Raw genomic sequence first — 20,075 nt, 5'->3', positions numbered from 1 at the left:
CGCTCATATCAAGAATGAATCGATCAAGGAAATATAAGCATTTTACTGGATGACCGAAGGCAGGCATCATGCCGGCTTGTTTTCACCTCCACAAACAAGGTTTCGCCCGCCATGGCCTTCGATCCGCGCCAACTCACCCAACTCGCCGCCGAACACGGCACGCCGCTCTGGGTGTACGACGCCGCCGTCATCCGTGAACGCATTGCGCAATTGCGCCGCTTCGACACCATCCGCTATGCGCAGAAGGCCTGCTCCAACCTGCACATCCTGCGTCTGATGCGGGCCGAAGGCGCGGTGGTGGACGCGGTCTCGCTGGGCGAAATCGAACGCAGCCTGGCCGCCGGCTTCCAGCCCCAGGGCGAACCGGAAGGCATCGTCTTCACCGCCGACCTGATCGACCACGCCACGCTGGCCGCCGTGCTCAAGCACGGCATTACCGTCAACGCCGGCTCCCTGGACATGCTGGCCCGCGTCGGCCAGGCCTCGCCCGGCCACCGCGTCTGGCTGCGCATCAACCCGGGCTTCGGCCATGGCCATAGCAACAAGACCAACACCGGCGGACCGCAAAGCAAGCACGGCATCTGGATCGGCGACGTGGCCGAAGCCATGGCCATCGTGCGCCGCCACGGCCTGAAGCTGGTCGGCATCCACATGCATATCGGCTCGGGCGTGGATTACGCCCACCTGTCCAGCGTCTGCGACGCCATGGTCGACGTGGTGGCCTCGCTGGACCACGACATCGAAGCCATTTCCGCAGGCGGCGGCCTGTCCATCCCCTACCGCGAAGGCGACGCCCGCATCGACTGCGACCACTACTTCGAACAATGGGACGCGGCGCGCCAGCGCATCGCCGGGCGCCTGGGCCACGAGATCCGCCTGGAAATCGAACCGGGCCGCTTCCTGGTCGCCGAGGCCGGCGCGCTGGTGTCGGAAGTGCATTCGATCAACCGCCGCCCGGAACGCGACTTCGCGCTGGTCGATGCCGGCTTCAACGATCTGATGCGCCCGGCCATGTACGGCAGCTACCACCGCATTTCAGTGCACGCGCCCGACGGCAGCCGGCCGCAGGGCGCGGCCGAGACCCGCATCGCCGTGGCGGGCCCGCTGTGCGAATCGGGCGACGTGTTCACGCAGGACGCGGGCGGCGTCGTGTCGGATCAGTTGCTGCCGCAGCCGCGCATCGGCGATTTCCTGGTGTTCCACGACGCGGGCGCCTATGGTTCGTCGATGTCCTCGAACTACAACAGCCGGCCGCTGGCGCCGGAAGTGCTGCTGGACAACGGCGCCGCCCGGCTGATCCGCCGCCGCCAGACGATAGGTGAATTGCTGGCGCTGGAAGACGCCTGAGCATCCTCAGGTCGGGAAGGCCTCGCGCAAGGCGAAGGTCGCCTGCTTGAACACGCCCAGGTCGGTGCCCACCGCCACGAAGTGCATGCCCATGTCCAGGTAGCGCCGCGCATCCGCGTGGACCGGCGCCAGGATGCCCACCGCCTTGCCTTGCGCCGACACCCGCTGGTACAGGTGGCGGATGGCCTCCTGGACTTCGGCATGGCCCGGATTGCCGATATGGCCCAGCGCCGCGGCCAAGTCGGACGGCCCGATGAACACGCCGTCCACGCCTTCCACCGAGGCGATCTCATCGACCGCGTCTATCCCAGGGCGGCTTTCGATCTGCAGCAGCACGCAGATGTTGTCGTTGATGGTGTGCAGATAGTCCGGCACCGTGCCATAGCGGTTGCTGCGCTGCGCGCCCGCCACGCCGCGCATGCCATGCGGCGGATAGCGCGTGGCGGCCACCGCGCGGCGCGCGTCCTCCTCCGATTCGATGAACGGAATCAGCAGGTTGTAGAAACCGATATCCAGCAGCCGCTTGATCTCCACCGGATCGTTCCACGACGGCCGGCCGACGGCGGCGCTGGCGCTGCCCTGCAAGGCCTGTAGCTGCTGCAGGAACATCGGCACTTCGTTGGGCGAGTGCTCGCCGTCCAGCAGCAACCAGTCGAAGTTGGCCAGCCCCACGAGCTCGGCCGTGATGTGGCTGGACATGCACATCCAGAATCCGATGAGCCGTTCGCGCGCCAGGATGCGTTGCCGGAAACGGTTGGGTAAGGGTGAGTTCATTGCCGCCTTCACTTCAAAAGAAAAATCAGGTCCGGCCGGACCGCGGTCCGGCCATGTGTTCAATCCATCTTCGCGCCCGAGGCCTTGGCTGCCTTGCCCCACTTCGCGATCTCGTTATCCACGAAGGCCGAGAACGACTTGGGGTCGTCCGCCACCACCACGAAGCCCACGCTCTCCAGCTTCTGCCGGATGTCGGGCGAGGACAGGGCCTTCACCGTCGCCTGGTTGAGGCGCTGGATCACGGCGGGCGGCGTCTTCGCCGGCGCCGACAAGCCGAACCAGGACTCGGCGGAAAACCCCGGGTAGCCCGATTCCGCCACCGTGGGCGTGTCGGGGTACGCCGGGTTGCGCTTGGCGCTGGCCACGGCCAATGCGCGCAGCTTGCCCGAGGTGACTTGCGGCAGCAGCGTGTCCTGGTTCAGGAACATCACTTGCACGCGGCCCCCAATCATGTCGGTGATGGCGGCCGCGCCGCCCTTGTAGGGCACGTGCACCAGATCGATCTTGGCGTCCTGCTCCAGCATTTCCATGGCCAGATGGCCGGAGGAACCGCTGCCCGAACTCGCGTGCGTGTACTTGCCCGGGTTCTCGCGCACCAGCTTGATAAAGTCCGCGAAGGTCTTGCCCGGGAAATCGTTGTTGGCCACCAGCACATTGGGGCCGGTCGCCAGCAACGAAACATGCGCGAAGTCGCTATTGCGATATGGCATGTTCTGGTAGACCGCATAGCTGATGGCATTGGAGCCCACGCCCGACAGCAGCAGCGTGTAGCCGTCAGGCTCCGCCTTGGCCACCATGTCGGAGCCGATGTTGCCGTTGGCGCCGCCCTTGTTCTCGACCACCACGGTCTGGCCCAGTTCCTTGGACAGCTCGGCCGCCAGCAGGCGGCCCACCGAATCGGTGCTGCCGCCGGCCGGAAACGGCACGACCAGCTTGATCTGCTTGGCGGGCCAGGCCGCGCCCTGCGCCATCAGTACGCCAGGCAGCATGGCCATCGCGCCCGCTGCCGCCAGGATGGCCAAGCGTGCGCGCGCCGCCGGTTTTTTCTGTTGCATGGTTGTCTCCTCCGTGGATTTTTTAGTATGTGCGCCCGGTGTCCGGGTCAGTGGATTTCAGGCTCGCCCGCGGCCGGAGCGCGCGTCTCAGTCTGAAGAAAATCGAAATCGCAGCCCGTGTCGGCCTGGCCGATGTGCTTGAGGTACAGCACGCCGTAGCCGCGTTCGAAACGCGGCGGCGGCGCCTGCCACGCGGCGCGGCGCGCGGCCAGATCCTCGTCGGACACCAGCAGCTCCAGGCGCCGCGCGGGTACGTCCAGCGTGATGCGGTCGCCGTCCTGCACCAGCGCCAGCGGGCCGCCCACATAGGCCTCGGGCGCCACGTGCAGCACACAGGCGCCGTAGCTGGTGCCGCTCATGCGCGCGTCCGAAATGCGCACCATGTCGCGCACGCCCTGCTTCAAGAGCTTTTGCGGAATCGGCAGCTGGCCCCATTCGGGCATGCCGGGCGCGCCCTGCGGTCCGGCGTTCTGCAGCACGATGACGCTGTCGGCGTCCACGTCCAGGTCCGGATCGTCGATGCGCGCGGCCATATCGTTGTAATCCTTGAAGACCACCGCGCGGCCCGTGTGCACCTGCAACTGCGCCTCCATGGCGGGCGGCTTGATCACGGCGCCGTCGGGCGCCAGGTTGCCGCGCAGCACCGCCAGCCCGTCGCGCTCGATCAGCGCCTGCGCGCGCGGCCGGATCACGTCTTCGTTGAAGATGCGCGCGCCGGCGATGTTTTCGCCCAGCGTACGGCCGTCCACGGTGCGCTGCGTGGTGTCCAGCAGGTCGCCCAGCTGCACCAGCATCGCGCGCAGACCGCCCGCGTAATAGAAGTCTTCCATCAGGTACTTGCCCGCCGGCCGCAGGTTGGCCAGCACCGGCGTGGTGCGCGCCAGATGATCGAAGCGGTCCAAGTCCAGCCCAAAGCCGCTGCGGCGCGCCATGGCGATCAGGTGCACCACCGAATTGGTCGAGCCGGACAGCGCCAGCACCGTGCGCACCGCGTTGTCGAAGGATGCTGCGGTCAGCAGGTCGGACGGCTTCAGGTCTTCCCACACCATCTCCACGATGCGCTTGCCAGTCAGGCTGGCCATCTGCGCGTGGCGCGAATCCGGCGCGGGAATCGACGAGGCCCCCGACAGGCACAAGCCCAGCGCCTCGACCGCGCCCGTCATGGTGGACGCGGTACCCATGGTCATGCAGTGGCCGGGCGAGCGGGCGATGCCGTCCTCCACGCCCTGCCAGTCTTCCTCGGTGATGTTGCCGGCGCGCAGCTCGGCCCAGTACTTCCAGGTGTCCGAGCCCGAACCCAGGGTGTTGCCGTTCCAGTTGCCGCGCAGCATGGGGCCGGCCGGCATGAAGATGGTGGGCAGGTCCATGGACACCGCACCCATCAGCAGCGCCGGCGTGGTCTTGTCGCAGCCGCCCATCAGCACACAGCCGTCCGCGGGATAGGAGCGCAGCAGTTCTTCCGTCTCCATCGCCAACAGATTGCGGTAGAGCATGGTGGTGGGCTTCTGGAAAGGTTCCGACAAGCTCATGGCCGGCATTTCCACCGGGAAGCCGCCCGCCTGCCAAATGCCGCGCTTGACCTCTTCGACGCGCTGCTTGAAGTGGCTGTGACAGGGGTTGATGTCGCTCCAGGTGTTGATGATGGCGATCACCGGCTTGCCGGCGTAATCCGAGCGGTGATAGCCCATCTGCGCGGTGCGCGACCGGTGGCCGAACGCGCGCAGGTCGCGCGCGCCGTACCAGCGGTGGCTGCGCAGTTCTTCGGGTTTCTTGCGCTTGTCTGAATTGCTCATGTCTCTGTTCCTGTGCTCTTGGGCAAGGGTTTATAGGGAAGATGGAATCACGCCGCGTCCAGCAGATAAGGCGTGCCTGCGCGCTCGCAGATGGCGCGCAGGCGCTCGGCCAGCGCGGCGGGTATGGGGATGCCCTCGCGCAGCCGGCGCGCGCGCTCGGCGGCTTCGGGCTCGCCCGCCACCAGCACCGGTTCGTCCGGATTGGCGGGCAGCGTATCGTGCATGGCGTCGATCATGTCGTCCATGTCGGACTCGAACGAACCAGCCGCGCGGAACGCGTCGGGGTTCAGGGCCAGGAAGAAATGGCCCACGTCGTCGGGCTCGCCCGGACGGCGCGTCGGGGCGCGGCGCGCGGCGAAGGCGCTGCCGCTGAGCGTGCCGCCCAGGATCTGCGCCATCATCGCCAGGCCGTAGCCCTTGTGGCTGCTCATGGCGGCGGTGCCGCCCAAGGGGGTCAAGCCGCCCTCGGGATGCTTGAAGATGAACTGCATGGCGGCGGCCGCATCGGTGACCGCCCCGCCCTGCCCGTCCACCGCCCAGCCCGGCGGCAGCGGCTGGTCCAGGAAGTCATAGACCTTGACCTTGTTGGCGGCCACGGTGGTGGTCGCCATGTCCAGCAGAAAAGGTTCGTTGTAGGCGGCCGGCGCGCCGAAGGCGATGGGGTTGGTGCCCAGCATGGGCATGGCGCCGCGCGTGGGCACCATGATGACGCCGTTGGCGCTGCTGGTCACCAGCCCGACCACGCCGCGCTCGACCGCCATGCGCGCATAGACGCCGGCCGCGCCGAAGTGATGCGAATTACGGACCGACACGGCGCCCACGCCATGCTCCAGCGCCTTGTCCACGGCCAGGTTCATCGCCTGCGCCGCCACCGGATAGCCCAGGCCGCCCATGCCGTCGATCAGCGCGCTGGCGCCGCCGTCGCGCAGGATCCGCGGCCTGGCGTCCAGCCTCAGGGTGCCGGCGCGCAGCTTGTCCTCGTAGGCCGGCAGCATGGAGATGCCGTGCGAATCGATGCCCAGCAGGTCGGTGCGCGCCATCAGGCCCGCAGTGATGTGCGCCAGATCCTGCGCCATGCCCCAGGCCATCAGCACCCGCAGGATCTGCTCGCGGACCTGCTCCACCGGCACGTCCGCCGCTATGACTCCGTTCCCTGGCACTCTCGTCTCCTGTGGTTCTGGTTTGGTCGCGGCGGGCGGGCGGCGAAGATCAATCGCGCTCGCGGTCCACCAGCCGGTGGCGGGCCTGGCCCAGATGGAATTGCATGGCGACGCGGGCGCGTTCGCTGTCCTGTTCGCGGATCGCGTCCAGGATCGCGGCGTGCTCGTCCACCACGCGTTGCGCGCGCTGGCGCGAACCGGTGCGGGTCAGGTTCAGGGTCAGGCGCATGAAGCCGCTGATGGATTCGTGGATGCTTTCCAGCACGCCCAGATAGAAGTCGTTGCCGCTGGCTTCGGCGATGCTGGCATGGAACGCCAGGTCGGCCTCGGCCGATACCTGGCCGCGCGCCAGGCTGTCGGCGAAGGCCGCATGCGCGTCCGCGATCTTCCTGAGTTGTTCGTCGGTGCGGCGCAGCGCGGCCAGGCGCGCGGCGTCGCCCTCCAGCGCCACCCGCACCTCCTGGGCCCGCAGATAGGCGCTGACGTTCTGCACGTCGTTGAAGGTCTTCAGGCGCGGCGCCGGCGCGTGGCTGACGAAGGTGCCCAGCCCCTGGTGCGCGGTGATCAGGCCGTCGGCGCGCAGCCGCAGCAGCGCCTCGCGCACCACCGGCCGCGACACGCCAAAGCGTTCGGAGATCTCGTTCTCGGAAGGCAGCTTGTCGCCCACATTCAGTCCGCCGGACACGATCTGCTCGAAGATCTGGCCGTAGAGCTGGTCAGCCAGGCGGACCCGATGCCCGCGTTCGAGCACCAGCGCGCCAGCGGCGTCGGATTCGGCGGGCGCCTGCGGCGCAGGCGCCGGTGTTGCTTTGGGTCGGGCCACGAAACCTCCTCGATGCTATGGCGCAGTCCGCGATGGCGGGACAGCGCTCATCGTACCGTCAATGCGCGCGCCCCGGCCCGCTTGCGCGTTCACGCGGCGGCCGCCTCCCGGTCCCAGGCCGCCAGGGCCCGCGCCACCGGCGCCACGCGCTCGCGCTCGGCGGCGGCAATGCCGGTCAGCAAGGGCAACATCGGCCCCATGTCCGCCACGCCCGATAGTGTCACCGCGTCGTGCAGCACGCGGATGGGGCTGATGCTGTCGCGGCAGTCCTCCAGGCCCAGGTAGTGCTGGCGCACGGCTTCGGCTTCGTCGTAGCGACCGTCGCGCAGCAGATGCAACAGGCGCATCGAGCCTCTCGGCGCCACGCAGACCGAGCCCGAAGTAAAGCTCTTCAGGCCGAAATCGCGGTAGTGCACGATGGCCGGGCGCTCGCCGATGCCGCTGACGATCCAGCGCGCATCCACCGCCTGCAGCAAGGACGACAGGTACGTGTCCTGCGACGGATCGTCGCGCACCACGGCATACTTGAAGGCCACGATGCGGCCCTCTTCGATCAGGCGCGCGGCGCTTTCCGGCGCCAGGTAGCCGGACGACTTGATGTAGATCACCGCGGGCTTGCCCAGCGCGTCCGTGAAGCGGCGCACGCCTTCGGCCAGTCCCGCGTCCGTATAGGGAAAGGACATGGGCAGCAGCATGGCCGTGGGAAAGGCGCGCGTACGCAGGATCGCCGCCTGATCCATCATCTTGCCGTAGTCGGGCCCCACCGAAGGCAGGATCCAGGTGTCCGCGCCCGCCAGCCCGGCCAGCATGTCGACGATGCGCGCGTACTCGCCCACGCCCACGTTATAGAAATTGGCATTGCCGCCATACATCACGTTGCGCACACCGCCCGCTTCCAGATGGCCGAGCAAGGCCTTGTTGGCCGCCTCGTTCAGCGAAAGATCGTCGTGGCGCGCCAATGGCGGCACGGCAATGACCGAACGCTGCAAATCCTGCGCGGTGACCGGAGAGGTTTTCATGGGCGGGGGCTCCTGGCTGATCCAGCTATCGGGTGTAGGGGTTCGAAAAAGTATACTTGGTTGACAAGCACAAGCTCAATACCTATATTTGTTTTACAAGTAGTCCGGCAGCAAAACGCAGGGCGCCGCGGGGCGCCATGCAGCGTCAAAGCCTCGGGCCATGCCAGGGGCGGAATACCCCCAGAAACGATGCGCGGCCACGCGCACACCGAGGAGACGAGTTCCATGCATGCAGCCCCTGCGCGAGGCCGGTCCGTCCTGTCCGCCCTGTCTACCACCGTCCTGACGGCCGCCGCCTTGCTGTTGCCGGCGGCGCCGGCGCTGGCCGACTACCCCGAGCGCGACGTCAAGATCATCGTGCCCTTCCCGGCCGGCGGCACCACCGACATTGCGGCGCGCATCGTCGCGGCCGAACTGGGCAAGACCTGGAACAAGGCCGTGGTGGTGGACAACAAGGCGGGCGCCGGCGGCAACGTTGGCACGGCCGAAGCCGCGCGCGCCGCGCCGGACGGCTACACCCTGCTGATGGGCACCGTCAGCACCCATGCCATCAACCAGTCCGTCTATGCCAAGCTGCCCTACGACCCCGTCAAGGACTTCGTGCCTGTGACCCTGGTGATCCCGGTGCCCAACATCCTGGAGCTCAACCCCGGCTTCGCCGACAAGCACGGCATCCGCACGGTGGCCGACCTGATCAAGTACCTGAAGGCCAATCCGGGCAGCGTCAACATGGCATCCACCGGCAACGGCACTTCCACCCATCTGTCGGGCGAGCTGTTCCAGAACATGACGGGCACGCGCATGACCCACGTCCCCTACAAGGGCAGCAGCCCGGCGCTGACCGACGTGATGGCCGGTTCCGCCGACCTGATATTCGACAACCTGCCGTCCTCCATGGGCTTTCTCAAGAGCGGCAAGCTGCGCCCGCTTGCCGTCACCAGCGCCCAGCGCTCGCCCGCCCTGCCCGACGTGCCCACCATGGCCGAGGCCGGCGTGCAGGGCTATGACGCGTCCAGCTGGTTCGGCCTGCTGGCGCCCGCCGGCACGCCGCAGGCGGTGGTCGACAAGATCCAGCGCGACGTGGCCGCCGCCCTCAAGCTGGAATCGGTGCGCGCCCAGTTGCAGGCACAGGGCGCCACGCCTTCCGGCAACACGCCGGCCCAATTCAAACAGTTCATGGCGCAGGAGTCCGCCAAATGGGCGGAGGTCGTGAAGAAATCCGGCGCCAAGGTCGACTGACCCCAAGCCGATCCGGGCCCGTCCGCAACGCGTGGGCGGCGGGCTCTTCATCAGCACGCGAACCAGGAGACACCATGAACAAACTGATGAGCGCCGCGGCCATGGCAGCCGCCGTCGCCGCGGGCGCCGTGCTGCTCGGGACGCCCGCAGCGCAGGCCGCCGGCTATCCCGACAAACCCGTCACGATGATCGTGCCCTTCGTGCCAGGCGGATCTTCCGACATCACCGCGCGCTCGGTCACGCCAGGGTTGACGAAGATCCTGGGACAGACCTTCGTGGTCGAGAACAAGCCTGGCGCCAACAGCGCCATCGGCGCGCAGGCGCTGGCCCGCTCCACGCCCGACGGCTACACCATGATGGTCGGCTCCATCGGCACCTTCGCCATCAACGAAGCGCTGTACAAGAACCTGTCGTACAACCCCAGCAAGGATTTCGAATACCTGACCCAGGCGGTGCGCAATCCCAACGTGCTGGTGGCCGCTCCCGCATTTCCGGCCAGCACCGTCGCCGAACTGATCGAGTACGCGAAGAAAAATCCGGGCAAGGTGTCCTATGCCTCCTCGGGCACGGGCTCGTCGGACCACCTGTCCGCCGTGCTGTTCCGCCAGCGCACCCAGAGCACGGGCGTGGACGTGCCCTACCGCGGCGGCGGCGCGGCCATCGCCGACCTGATCGGCGGGCAGGTCAACGTGTCGTTCCAGAACCTGGGCGCGGTCCAGACCCACATCAAGGCCGGCAAGCTCAAGGCGCTGGCCATCACGGGCGACGCCCGCGCCGCCGACCTGCCGGACGTGCCCACGCTGGCCGAGGCCGGCATCAAGGACATGGTGGTGTATTCCTGGCAGGGCTTCGCGGTGCCCAAGGGCACGCCCGCGCCCGTCGTCCAGCAATTGTCCAAGGCCTTGCAAACCGCGCTGCGCGATCCCCAGACCGAAAAGACCCTGCAAGGCCTGGGCTTCGAGGTCGTGGCCAACACGCCGCAGCAGTTCACGGCGTTCCAGCAGGCCGAGGTCAAGCGCTGGAAGGACGTCATCCAGAAAGCCAATATCCAGCTCGAGTGAGGCCGCGATCAGACTGCAGGGTGCCCCTGGCTGGCATCCTGTCAGCCTGGTTCAAGGCCGGATCAAGTAGCATCAACGTTTTGCCACCCACCTGTACGACAACATGACCACCAAGCATCGCATCATCCAGGTCGGCTCGCTGGCCGGTTCCCCCTACGCCAACAAGACGCTCGCGGACCGCTACGACGTCGTCGAACTATGGAAGTACCCGGACCGCAAGGCGGCGCTGGCCGAGCATGGCAAGGGCATCACCGCCGTCGTCACGTCCGCCACCTTTGGCGCCAACGCCGAACTCATCAACGCCCTGCCCGACCTGAAGGCCATCTGCAGCTGGGGCGTGGGCTACGAGACCATCGACGTCCAGGCCGCCAAGCAGCGCGGCGTGCAGGTCAGCAACACCCCCGACGTGCTGACCGACTGCGTCGCCGATCTGGCCTGGGGCCTCTTGATCGCGGGCGCGCGCCACATGGGCCAGGGCGAACGCTTCGTGCGCGCGGGCCAATGGGGCCAGGTGCATGGCGGCATTCCGCTAGGCCTGCGGGTCAGCGGGAAGAAGCTGGGCATCGTCGGCCTGGGCCGCATCGGCGAGGCCATCGCCCGCCGCGGCATGGGCTTCGACATGGACGTGCGCTACCACAACCGCCGCAAGCGCGATGACGTCGAGTACGGCTACGAGGCCTCGCTCACCGATCTGGCCAAGTGGGCCGACTTCCTCATCGTGGCCACCGTCGGCGGTCCCAGCACGCGCCATCTGGTGAACCGCGAAGTGCTGGAAGCGCTGGGCCCCACCGGCATCATCGTCAACATCGCGCGCGGCCCCGTCATCGACGAGACCGCGCTGGTCGCCGCGCTGGAAGCGGGCAAGCTGGGCTGCGCCGCGCTCGACGTGTTCGAGCACGAGCCCAAGGTACCCGAGGCGCTGCTCAAGACCGACAAGGCGGTGCTGCTGCCGCATATCGGCAGCGCCACGCTGGAAACCCGCATGGCCATGGAGAACCTGATGCTGGAAAACCTGCAAGCGTTCTTCGAAACCGGCCGCGTGATCACGCCGGCCGAGTAAGCCCGCCATCCGCCGCGGCCCCGGCCGCGGCGCGCCCATGAAAAAGCCTCTCGGCGCCCATACCGAGAGGCTTTCGACTTTCCGGCCCCCGCGGGAATCGGAAGTCGTTTACGCAAAGGAACTATCAGGCCGCAAGGCCCGTCGCGATTACTTCGCCGGCGTCGCGACGCCGGAATGCTCCGTCTTCGCGGCCCCTCCCGACTTGCCCGCCGCCGGTTTGGCGGAGGTCTTGTCGGACTTGTGATGCTTGTGCTGCGCCTGGGTCTTGGTTTCACCCGTCTTGGACGTGGCATCGGCGCCCGCCGCAAACGCTGTAGGCGCGGCGGCAAGACCGAGGCACAAGGCCGAGGTGGATAGGAACGCAGCAATACGGGAGTGAGTCGTCATTTCATGAACTCCTGAATGTAAAAGGACCGGGGCCCTTTTTTCGACACGGGGCGGCAACATCGCCGCTTTACCCGTTCCCGTTTGAACGGGACCCATCCAGAAGGTTCAGCGCGGAACCAGAAAATTGCGGTCGCTAACGCTTCGAAATATGGCGCGGACGCGGTTCAGCTCTCGAAGGCCAGCAGCGCCACGGTGGCGAACAGCATCAGCGCGAAGCAGGCTCTCAGCTTGCGTTCAGGCAGCCGGTACGCCAGCTTCACGCCGACAGGCACGAACAGCAGGCTGCCCAGCGCCAACGGCACGCCCACCAGCCAATCGGCCTGCCCTGCCCAGGTATAGGTGATCAAGGCGATGAAGGAACCCGGTATCACCATGCTCAGCGCAAGCGCCTGCGCGGTGGTCTGCGGCAGCCGGAACACGGTGGTGATGATGGGCACGGCCAGCACCGCGCCGCCCACGCCGAAGAAGCCGCCCAGCGTGCCGCACAGCATGCCCAGTACGCTGGCGCGGCGCGGCGTGAAGACCGGCGCCGTGCCCTTGGCCGCAGGCTTGCGCGCGGCGGCGGGACGCGAAGCGCGCCAGGTCTGCCAGACATAGAACAGCGCAATGAAGAACAGGAACACGGCGAAGCTGCGGCGCAGGATGCCGGAGTCTATGCCCAGCGCCAGCTGCGCGCCGACCCAGGTGAACACCACGGCGCCGGCGGCGCCCGCCAGCGCCACGCGCTTGTCGATGCGGGTCTGCTGGTTGTACTTGCGCACCGCCATCATGATGGTGGGCAGGACCATGATTAGCGCCGTGCCCTGCGCCAATTGCTGCGACATGCCCATCAACAGCACCAGCGCGGGAATTGCGATCAGGCCGCCGCCGATGCCCAGCACGCCGCCCATGAAACCGATCAGGCCGCCCGCGGCCAGGCACGCGGCGATAACTAACAGACTCACGTCTTGCTCCAGCAGGCCCGGCCTGTCGCAGGCCGGGCTATCAATGTACGGATTACCGATACCAATCTGCGCAGGCGGCCGGCATTCGCCGGCGCCGGCGTCAGCGCAACTTGTCCAGCGCGGCGTCCAGCCGGTCCACCGCCCAGATCTCCAGCCCTTCGATGGGCTGGCGCGGCGCATTGGCCTTGGGGATCAGGGCGATCGAAAAGCCGAGCTTGGCGGCTTCGCGCAGCCGCTCCTGTCCGCGCGGCGCGGGCCGGATCTCGCCCGCCAGCCCGACTTCGCCGAAGGCGATCAGGCCGCGCGGCAGCGGCTTGTCGCGCAGCGAGGACATGATGGCCAGCAGCACCGGCAGGTCGGCCGCAGGCTCGGTGATGCGCACGCCGCCCACCGCGTTGACGAAGACGTCCTGATCGAAGGTGGACACGCCGGCGTGCCGGTGCAGCACCGCCAACAGCATCGCCAGGCGGTTGCCCTCCAGCCCCACCGTCAAGCGGCGCGGATTGGGCGCGTGCGAGCTGTCCACCAGCGCCTGGATTTCCACCAGCAGCGGGCGCGTGCCTTCTTGCGTGGCCATGACGCAGGAACCCGCGACCTGCTGCTCGTGCTGCGACAGGAACAGCGCGGACGGATTGGCCACGCCGCGCAACCCGCGGTCAGTCATGGCGAAAACGCCCAGTTCATTGACCGCGCCGAAGCGGTTCTTGAAGGCCCGCACCAGACGGAACGAGGAATGCGTGTCGCCCTCGAAATACAGCACGGTGTCGACGATGTGCTCCAGCACCCGCGGCCCGGCCAGCGCGCCGTCCTTGGTGACATGGCCGATCATGACGATGGCGATGCCGGTCTGCTTGGCCAGGCGCGTGAGCTGCGCCGCGCATTCGCGCACCTGCGAGACCGAACCCGGCGCCGCGCTCAGTTCGCCGCTGTACAGCGTCTGGATCGAGTCGATCACGGCGACAGTGGGCTTCTGCTCGGAGACCGCCGACTGGATGGACTCCAGCCGGATCTCGGCCAGCAGGTTGACGTTGCCGGTCTGCAGGCCCAGGCGGCGCGCGCGCAGCGCCACCTGCTCGGCGGATTCCTCGCCCGTGACATACAGCACGTTGGTGACTTCCGACAGCGAGGCCAGCGCCTGCAACAGCAGGGTCGACTTGCCTATGCCCGGATCGCCGCCGATCAGCACCACGGCGCCGGCCACCAGGCCGCCGCCCAGCACGCGGTCGAACTCTTCCAATCCGGTGGGTTGGCGCGGCGTTTCGCGGGCTTCGATTTCAGACAGGCTGCGTACCGGGCTGGCGGCCGCCAGCGGCGCATAGCGGTGTGAGGCGGCGGCGAGCGCCGACGACTCCACGGTTTCTTCCAGCGTGTTCCAGGCGTTGCAATGCGGGCATTTGCCCTGCCACTTCGGGGTGGTGCCGCCGCAATCGGAGCACACGTATACGGTTCGGGATTTGGCCATGCGCGAAAGTGTACCGGCAAGCCAGGGCCGCGGCGCGCGCCAGGCGCGCGCTTTCGTCCCGGCGCGCACCATGGCGGTGCGCTTATCTGTCATTCTGCTTTCAAAAACAGGGACAAGCTGAAGTTACATGATGCAAACTCAAGAAATTCTCTGGCGGATTTCTCCAGATCGCGCATAATCATCAAGTGCAGCGCATTGACGAACCGTCCGGTCCAGGGCGGCATACCTGCAACCGTACGCCCCAGGGCGCGGGTGCGGGAATCGCGGCGCAATCACCCCGCGGCTTTCCAGGAAGCCGCCTAAACCGGAACAGGACCCGAGCCACGACGAGACCGCCGGACCACCGGCGCGGCGTGCGTAGAGGTCAGACGCGGATGCGCCTTGCCACCAGGCGTATGCGCGAGGAGTACGCGCATGAGCATTACCTACCGCCCCCCTTTCGACGAAGACGATGAACGGGAGCTGCGCGCCTTGTACCGTAGGCATGGCCCCGCGGCCAGTCCCGAACTGGACGCTGCGGTGCGCCGCAGCTGGCATCCCGGCCATAGCTGGCACCCGGCCTGGGGCGCAGCCGCCTGCGCCGCCATGGTCTTCGGCCTGTTCGCCTGGACCGAAATGCGCGAAGCCCAGGACTTTACCGAGCAAAACACGCCGGTCATCGCTCCGCACGAAATAGGGACAAGCTCGGAACGCTCGCCCGCCCTGCTTTCCACGCCGGCGGAAGCGCCCGCCGAACAAACCGCGCCCGTCACCGAGCGCGTGGCCGCGCCGCCACAGGAAGCCGCGCCGCAAGCCGCCCCGGCCCAGGAAGCCGCCGCGGAACAGCCGGCCGCCGAGCCTGCCGCGCCGGAAACGCCTGCCCTCAGCGACCAGGACATCGAAGCCCGCGTGACCCATATCCGGGCGCTGGTGCGCGAGGAACAGCCGCAAGAGGCCATACAGGCGCTGCGCGAATTGCAGCAGGCCGCCCCCGACCTGGAGCTGCCCGACGACCTCCAGGAACTGGCTCAGCAGATCCCGTCCTGACCCCCGCCGCCCATCGGCGCCGCGCTTTGCGCGGCCGATGGCCGCGTGTGTCCGATATCAACCCGGCGGGGCGCGGCTTCTTGCTAACATAGCCGCCATGAGTCCGAGCTTCCACCACCGCAATCTGCCCCATCTGCTGCTCTACGCGCGCGAAACCTTGATGGCGCATTTCCGCCCCATCCTGCACGCCGCAGGCGTCACCGAACAGCAATGGCGGGTCCTGCGCACGCTGAGCGAGGTGGGCTCCATGGAACCCAACCAGATCGCCCGCACTTGCCAGATCCTCAGCCCCAGCCTCACCCGCATGCTGGCGGGCATGCAGGAACAGGGCCTGATCAAGCGCGCCCGTTCCAGCGCCGATCAGCGCCGCCAGGAAATTTCGCTGACGCCCAAGAGCAACAAGCTCATCGACCGCATGCGGCCGCAAGTGGATGCGAAATACCAGGAGATCGAGGCCAGGATAGGCAAGGAATTGCTGGACCGCCTGTACCGCGACGTCGACACCATGGTCGAACTGATCAAGCGCGAGCCCGCCGACCCGCGCGCCTCCGAGGAAGAATGATCAGGCCGGCACCGGGAAGATCGCGTTGATCTGCCCGGTGCCGGAGCTGGCGAAGTAGTCCGTCACGATCTCCACCGGCTGGTCGTAGCCGTCCCAGCCCAAGAGGCCCAGCAGCATCGCGGTATCGTGCATGCCGCCCTCGCCCACGCACAGGTCGGCGTATTCCGGCAGCATGGCGCAGAAGCTCTTCCAGTCCCCCTGGCGCCACAATTCCACCACGCGCAAATCCACCTGCCGGAAGAACTCGCGGCTGATCTGGTGCATGGCCGCCTCGGGGCTGCCGTTGTCGTTGAAGCGATGCGACAGCGAACCGCTGGCCAGCACCGCCACGCGGCTGTCGCTGGCCTCGATGGCTTGGCGCAGCGCGGCGCCGAAGCGCCGACTGTCGTCCAGCGAGTGCCAGGCGCACCAGGCGGCGACCGATACCACGTTGAAGTGTCCGTCGCCGTTCATGTAGCGCATGGGCACCAGGGTTCCGTACTCCAGTTCCAGGCTGTCGATTTCATGTGAACGCGTGCCCACGCCCGCGGCGTTGGCGCATTCGGCGATGCGGCGCCCAAGCTGAGGATTGCCGCGGTAGGCGTAATCCATGTCCTTGATGAAATGCGGCAGCTCGTTGCTGGTGTAGCGGCCCTTGAAGCCGCTGTTGCAGTTCACGTGATAGCCGCCGTTGACCAGCCAATGCACGTCCAGCACCACGATGCTGTCGACTTCCAGGTCGCGGCAACGCTGGCCGATGATGCGGTGTCCCTGGATCGCGGCCTCCCTGCAGCCCTGGTGCTTGCCAGGCAGTTCCGAAAGATACATGGACGGCACATGCGTTACCTTGGCCGCCAGCGCGAGCTTGCCCATGATGCTAGTCTCCTCGTTCTTGTCAGTCCGGACCGGGCTCAGACACCCCATCTGGGGATGTGGTGGCTGCCCATGGACACGCACACGTTCTTGATTTCGGCGAAGACCTCGTAACTGTATTCGCCGCCTTCGCGTCCCGTGCCGGATTCCTTGGTGCCGCCGAAGGGCTGGCGCAGGTCGCGCACGTTCTGGCTGTTGATGAATACCATGCCGGCTTCGATGCCGCGGGCCAGGCGGTGCGCGCGGCCGATGTCGCTGGTCCAGATGTAGGACGCAAGGCCATACTTCACGTCGTTGGCCAGCGCCAGGCCCTCGGCCTCGTCCTTGAACGGCAGCAGGCAGGCGACCGGGCCGAAGATCTCTTCCTGCGCGCAGCGCATGCGGTTGTCGACGTCGGCCAGCACCGTGGGGCTGACGAAATTGCCGCCCGACAGGTGGGCCGGCAAGCCGGCGGGCCGGTCCGCGCCGCCCGCGAGGATGCGCGCGCCCTCCTGTTCGGCCAGGCGGATGTAGCCCGTGACCTTTTCCCAGTGCTGGCGCGTGATCATTGCGCCCACGTGGGTATTGTCATCGGTCGGGTCGCCTACCGCCAGACGCCGTGCGCGTTCGGCGAACCTGCGCACGAACTCGTCGTAGATGGTCTGCTGGATGAAGATGCGCGACCCTGCGGTGCAGCGTTCGCCATTGAGCGAGAAGATGGTGAAGAGCGCCGCGTCCAGCGCCCGTTCCACGTCGGCATCGTCGAAGATCAGCACCGGCGATTTGCCGCCCAGCTCCATCGAGTACTTCTTGACGCCGCCGGCGCTGGCCAGGATCTTCTTGCCGGTCACGGTGCCGCCCGTAAACGAGATCGCGCGCACGCCGGGATGGCGCACCAGCGCGTCGCCGGCGGTGGCGCCGTAGCCCTGCACCACGTTCAGCACGCCGGCCGGAATACCGGCCTCCAACGCCAGCATGCCCAGCTGGTCCGCCGTCAGCGGCGAGAGTTCGGACATCTTCAGCACGGCGGTATTGCCCAGCGCCAGGCACGGCGCGGTCTTCCACGTGGCCGTCATGAACGGCACGTTCCAGGGCGACACCAGCGCGCACACGCCTACCGGCTGATACAGCGTGTAGTTCAGCATCTGATCGTCCACCGGGTAGGTGTGACCGTTCATGCGCGTGCAGACCTCGGCGAAGAAATTGAAGTTTTCCGAGGCGCGCGGGATCAGTTGCTTGCGGGTCTGCGAAATCGGCAGCCCGGTGTCGCGGGTTTCCAGTTCCGCCAACTGCGGCACGTTCTGGTCTATCAGTTCGCCCAACTTGCGCATCAGGCGGGCGCGTTCCTTGGCGGGCGTGCTGGCCCACTTGGGAAAGGCCCCGGCCGCGGCCGCGACGGCCGCATCGATCTCGGCCTGCCCGCCCGCGGCCACCTCGGCGATGGCCTCGCCCGTGGCCGGGTTGCTGGTAATGAAACGGTCGCTGCTGTCGACCTGCTTGCCGTTGATCCAGTGCTTGATGCTCACGCGCGGCTCCTCGTCCTGACTGCGCCGGATCGGCCAGCGCAAATTTGATTAACACGTTAACGTTATGCTTGCCGGACGGTGCTGTCAACGCCGGGAAAGCCCCAGGCGATGCCAAGCGCCGAAACCTTCTGGCGGATTGTTGTTACCGCGGTTTTTCATTAATATAGTTAACATGATAATTACATTCGGTGGAGCAAGGCCATGCCCCATATCTGGATCGAATACTCGGGCAATCTGGCCCTGGATACGCAGGCCCTGATGCGGACCGTGCAGGACGCCGCCGTGGGCGACGGCAGCCTGTTCCCGCTGGCCGGCGCGCGCACGCGCGCGCTGCGGGTGGACGACTGCCTGATCGTCGACGGCCATCCCGACAATGCCTTCGTCCATGTGGTGCTGCGCATCGGCCACGGCCGCAATGCCGAACAGAAGGCCGCGCTGGGCGAACGGGTGTTCCAGGCGCTGAGCGCAGCGCTGGCGCCGCAGATGGCGGCGCGCCCGCTGGGCATCTCGATGCAGATCGAGGAAGCCGACCCGGTGCTGAACTACAAGCTCAACAACTACCGCGAACACCTGGCCGCGCGCGCCGCGGCCGCCGCGGCGCCTTGGCCGAGGACCGTGGTGGGCGCGGCGCTGAACACGCGCCAGGCGCTGGCTGCGCTGGGCGATGCCGTGGACGCCGTTCCCTATAAAGCCGCTCCCAAGGCGCCGGTACTCTATATCAAGCCCGCCAACACCTACGCCCGCAATGGCGACGTCATCACCCTGCCCGCCGACGTGGACGCAGTCGAAGTGGGCGCCTGCCTGGGCGTGGTGTTCGCCCGCCGCGCCACCCGCGTCAGCGAAGCCGAGGCGCTGGATTACGTGGCGGGCTACCGCGTGGTGGCCGACCTGTCGGTGCCGCATGCCAGTTACTTCCGCCCGGCGCTCAAGCAGAAATGCCGCGACGGCTTCTGCCCCATCGGCCAGGATCTCGCCCCCGCGGCCGCCGTCGGCGACCCCGGCGCGCTGGACATCGAAGTGCGCATCGACGGCCAGGTGGCGCAACGCGCCAGCACCGCCGACCTGATCCGTCCCGTGGCGCGGCTGATCGCCGACGTCACCCAGTTCATGACCTTGGAAGCCGGCGACATCCTTCTGGCAGGCGCCCCCCACGGCGCGCCGCAAGCCCGCGCCGGACAGCGCTACGACATCCGCATCGCGCGTGTCGGCGCGCTGGGCAATGCGCTGGCCGCCCGATAAGCACAGGAGCCCGTCATGAAACATGCCCGCATCTCCCTGGACGGCGTGCTCCACGCCGCCACCGAAGCCGGCCCCGGCCAGGTCCGCCTGGCCGACGGACGCGTGTACGCCGAAGACGCAGTGGACTGGCTGCCGCCCTTCGAACCGCGCACCACTTTCACGCTGGCCATCAACTATGCCGACCACGCCAAGGAACTGGCCTTCAAGGCGCCCGATGAACCGCTGGGGTTCCTCAAGGCCGCCAACACCTTCGTCGGCCACCGCGCCCGGACCTTGCGCCCCGCAGACGTCGCCTTCATGCACTACGAGTGCGAACTAGCGGTGGTGATAGGCAAGACCGCCAGCAAGGTCAGCCGCGCCCGGGCTTATGACTGCGTGGCCGGCTACACCGTGGCCAACGACTACGCGCTGCGCGACTACCTCGAAAATTGGTACCGCCCCAACCTGCGCGTCAAAAGCCGCGACACCTGCACGCCGCTCGGCCCCTGGCTGGTGGACCGCGACGATGTGCCCGACCCCATGAACCTGAACCTGCGCACCACCGTCAACGGCGTCGAGACGCAGCGCGGCAACACCCGCGACATGGTGTTCGACGTTCCCGCGCTGATCGAGTACTTCAGCAGCTTCATGACGCTCTCGCCCGGCGACCTGATCCTGACCGGCACGCCCGACGGCATCGTCAACGTGCAGCCCGGCGACGAAGTCGTGACCGAAATCGAAGGCGTGGGGCGGCTGGTCAACACGCTCGTCCCCCATCCCAACTGATT

19 protein-coding genes are annotated in these 20,075 nt (G+C 67.3%); 8 read left to right on the top strand and 11 right to left on the bottom strand.

Annotated features, from left to right (window positions below; genetic code table 11):
* Nucleotides 1-111 precede the first annotated feature (111 nt).
* Complete coding sequence (gene lysA, locus IPU70_RS31335; protein WP_207473443.1) at nucleotides 112-1,347, top strand: diaminopimelate decarboxylase; 1,236 nt, start codon at nucleotides 112-114, stop codon at nucleotides 1,345-1,347.
* 6 nt (nucleotides 1,348-1,353) lie between these two features.
* On the opposite strand, the gene garL is transcribed toward lysA, so the two are convergent.
* The 6 genes from garL to IPU70_RS31305 form a co-directional block, all read right to left on the bottom strand.
* A complete protein-coding gene (gene garL / locus IPU70_RS31330) occupies nucleotides 1,354-2,121 on the bottom strand; it encodes a 2-dehydro-3-deoxyglucarate aldolase (protein ID WP_207473441.1) in 768 nt (255 codons plus the stop codon).
* Between the two features lie 59 nt (nucleotides 2,122-2,180).
* A complete protein-coding gene (locus IPU70_RS31325; protein ID WP_207473437.1) occupies nucleotides 2,181-3,176 on the bottom strand; it encodes a tripartite tricarboxylate transporter substrate binding protein in 996 nt (331 codons plus the stop codon).
* A 47-nt stretch (nucleotides 3,177-3,223) separates the two neighbouring features.
* Nucleotides 3,224-4,969 carry an L-arabinonate dehydratase gene (gene araD / locus IPU70_RS31320; protein ID WP_207473435.1) on the bottom strand — a complete coding sequence of 582 codons (1,746 nt, stop codon included), beginning with the start codon at nucleotides 4,967-4,969 and terminating at the stop codon, nucleotides 3,224-3,226.
* A gap of 47 nt (nucleotides 4,970-5,016) precedes the next feature.
* Nucleotides 5,017-6,129 (bottom strand): Ldh family oxidoreductase, encoded by a 1,113-nt coding sequence (locus tag IPU70_RS31315; protein ID WP_207473433.1) that lies wholly within the window; start codon nucleotides 6,127-6,129, stop codon nucleotides 5,017-5,019.
* Between the two features lie 49 nt (nucleotides 6,130-6,178).
* Complete coding sequence (locus tag IPU70_RS31310; protein WP_013394790.1) at nucleotides 6,179-6,952, bottom strand: FadR/GntR family transcriptional regulator; 774 nt, start codon at nucleotides 6,950-6,952, stop codon at nucleotides 6,179-6,181.
* 89 nt (nucleotides 6,953-7,041) lie between these two features.
* A complete protein-coding gene (locus IPU70_RS31305; protein ID WP_207473431.1) occupies nucleotides 7,042-7,971 on the bottom strand; it encodes a dihydrodipicolinate synthase family protein in 930 nt (309 codons plus the stop codon).
* Between the two features lie 225 nt (nucleotides 7,972-8,196).
* Between IPU70_RS31305 and IPU70_RS31300 the strand changes: the two genes are divergently transcribed.
* The 3 genes from IPU70_RS31300 (at nucleotide 8,197) to IPU70_RS31290 (ending at nucleotide 11,331) form a co-directional block, all read left to right on the top strand.
* On the top strand, nucleotides 8,197-9,210 hold the full coding sequence (locus IPU70_RS31300) for a tripartite tricarboxylate transporter substrate binding protein (RefSeq protein WP_207473429.1): 1,014 nt from the start codon (nucleotides 8,197-8,199) through the stop codon (nucleotides 9,208-9,210).
* A gap of 74 nt (nucleotides 9,211-9,284) precedes the next feature.
* Nucleotides 9,285-10,271 carry a tripartite tricarboxylate transporter substrate binding protein gene (locus IPU70_RS31295; protein ID WP_013394793.1) on the top strand — a complete coding sequence of 329 codons (987 nt, stop codon included), beginning with the start codon at nucleotides 9,285-9,287 and terminating at the stop codon, nucleotides 10,269-10,271.
* Between the two features lie 103 nt (nucleotides 10,272-10,374).
* A complete protein-coding gene (locus tag IPU70_RS31290; protein WP_013394794.1) occupies nucleotides 10,375-11,331 on the top strand; it encodes a 2-hydroxyacid dehydrogenase in 957 nt (318 codons plus the stop codon).
* A gap of 147 nt (nucleotides 11,332-11,478) precedes the next feature.
* On the opposite strand, the gene IPU70_RS31285 is transcribed toward IPU70_RS31290, so the two are convergent.
* The 3 genes from IPU70_RS31285 to radA form a co-directional block, all read right to left on the bottom strand.
* Nucleotides 11,479-11,718 (bottom strand): hypothetical protein, encoded by a 240-nt coding sequence (locus IPU70_RS31285; RefSeq protein ID WP_013394795.1) that lies wholly within the window; start codon nucleotides 11,716-11,718, stop codon nucleotides 11,479-11,481.
* Nucleotides 11,719-11,882: 164 nt separating this feature from the next.
* Nucleotides 11,883-12,662: a sulfite exporter TauE/SafE family protein gene (locus IPU70_RS31280; protein ID WP_207473427.1), complete on the bottom strand. Its 780-nt coding sequence runs from the start codon at nucleotides 12,660-12,662 to the stop codon at nucleotides 11,883-11,885.
* A gap of 100 nt (nucleotides 12,663-12,762) precedes the next feature.
* Nucleotides 12,763-14,124, bottom strand: coding sequence for a DNA repair protein RadA (radA, locus tag IPU70_RS31275; protein WP_207473457.1), 1,362 nt, complete (start codon nucleotides 14,122-14,124; stop codon nucleotides 12,763-12,765).
* A gap of 414 nt (nucleotides 14,125-14,538) precedes the next feature.
* Between radA and IPU70_RS31270 the strand changes: the two genes are divergently transcribed.
* Together IPU70_RS31270 and hpaR are read left to right on the top strand one after the other, a co-directional pair.
* Complete coding sequence (locus IPU70_RS31270) at nucleotides 14,539-15,150, top strand: hypothetical protein (RefSeq protein WP_207473425.1); 612 nt, start codon at nucleotides 14,539-14,541, stop codon at nucleotides 15,148-15,150.
* 97 nt (nucleotides 15,151-15,247) lie between these two features.
* Nucleotides 15,248-15,712 carry a homoprotocatechuate degradation operon regulator HpaR gene (gene hpaR, locus IPU70_RS31265; protein WP_013394799.1) on the top strand — a complete coding sequence of 155 codons (465 nt, stop codon included), beginning with the start codon at nucleotides 15,248-15,250 and terminating at the stop codon, nucleotides 15,710-15,712.
* Here hpaR and hpaD read toward each other — a convergent pair whose 3' ends face one another.
* On the bottom strand, nucleotides 15,713-16,564 hold the full coding sequence (hpaD, locus tag IPU70_RS31260; RefSeq protein WP_207473423.1) for a 3,4-dihydroxyphenylacetate 2,3-dioxygenase: 852 nt from the start codon (nucleotides 16,562-16,564) through the stop codon (nucleotides 15,713-15,715).
* Between the two features lie 38 nt (nucleotides 16,565-16,602).
* Entirely contained in the window at nucleotides 16,603-18,069 is a 1,467-nt protein-coding gene (gene hpaE / locus IPU70_RS31255; protein WP_207473421.1) for a 5-carboxymethyl-2-hydroxymuconate semialdehyde dehydrogenase, read from the bottom strand.
* A gap of 201 nt (nucleotides 18,070-18,270) precedes the next feature.
* Between hpaE and IPU70_RS31250 the strand changes: the two genes are divergently transcribed.
* The gene (locus IPU70_RS31250; protein ID WP_207473419.1) at nucleotides 18,271-19,308 is read left to right on the top strand and encodes a fumarylacetoacetate hydrolase family protein; all 1,038 of its coding nucleotides are present in this window, start codon (nucleotides 18,271-18,273) and stop codon (nucleotides 19,306-19,308) included.
* Between the two features lie 15 nt (nucleotides 19,309-19,323).
* A complete protein-coding gene (locus IPU70_RS31245; protein WP_207473410.1) occupies nucleotides 19,324-20,073 on the top strand; it encodes a fumarylacetoacetate hydrolase family protein in 750 nt (249 codons plus the stop codon).
* Nucleotides 20,074-20,075 lie beyond the last annotated feature (2 nt).

Source organism: Achromobacter sp. SD115 (assembly GCF_017355315.1).
Taxonomy (GTDB): domain Bacteria; phylum Pseudomonadota; class Gammaproteobacteria; order Burkholderiales; family Burkholderiaceae_B; genus Achromobacter; species Achromobacter xylosoxidans_B.
The sequence above is the reverse complement of the archived record's forward strand: the minus strand, read 5'-3'. Positions and strand labels throughout refer to the sequence as shown.